Source organism: Acinetobacter sp. P8-3-8 (assembly GCF_000214135.1).
In the GTDB taxonomy this organism is placed as follows: domain Bacteria; phylum Pseudomonadota; class Gammaproteobacteria; order Pseudomonadales; family Moraxellaceae; genus Acinetobacter.
In genome coordinates this window covers 1-363 of the sequence record NZ_AFIE01000181.1, presented here as the reverse complement: position 1 = coordinate 363, position 363 = coordinate 1, and the positions used below count along the sequence as shown (strand labels likewise).

General features: G+C 43.8%; 1 protein-coding gene. It reads left to right on the top strand.

Going from position 1 to position 363, the window contains the following annotated elements:
• On the top strand, positions 1–363 hold a 363-nt coding region (locus tag GGG_RS0119240), incomplete at both ends, for an antA/AntB antirepressor family protein (protein ID WP_010118229.1).

The window sequence follows — 363 nt, the reverse complement described above, 5'->3', positions numbered from 1 at the left end:
AATCAAACTCCATTTATCGAAGTCGAATTAAACGGGAAGGTTCAGCTCGGCGTGAATGCGCGTGACCTGCACAAAATGCTAGAGAGCAAGCAGGACTTTTCAACATGGATTAAACGAAGAATTACTCAGTGCAATTTCGAAGAAAACTTCGACTTTGTTGTGCTCCACCAAAAAGTGGAGCAGGTGTCTGGTGCAAAACACCTGGTTGAGTACATCATCTCGGTGGATATGACCAAGCACCTTGGAATGATGGAGCGCAATAAAAAAGGTCACGAAATCCGTAAATACTATATCGAACAAGAAGAATTAGCCCGCCAATTAAAAGACGGGCTACAGGTGCGCATTGGTAAGCTTTCAGCACAA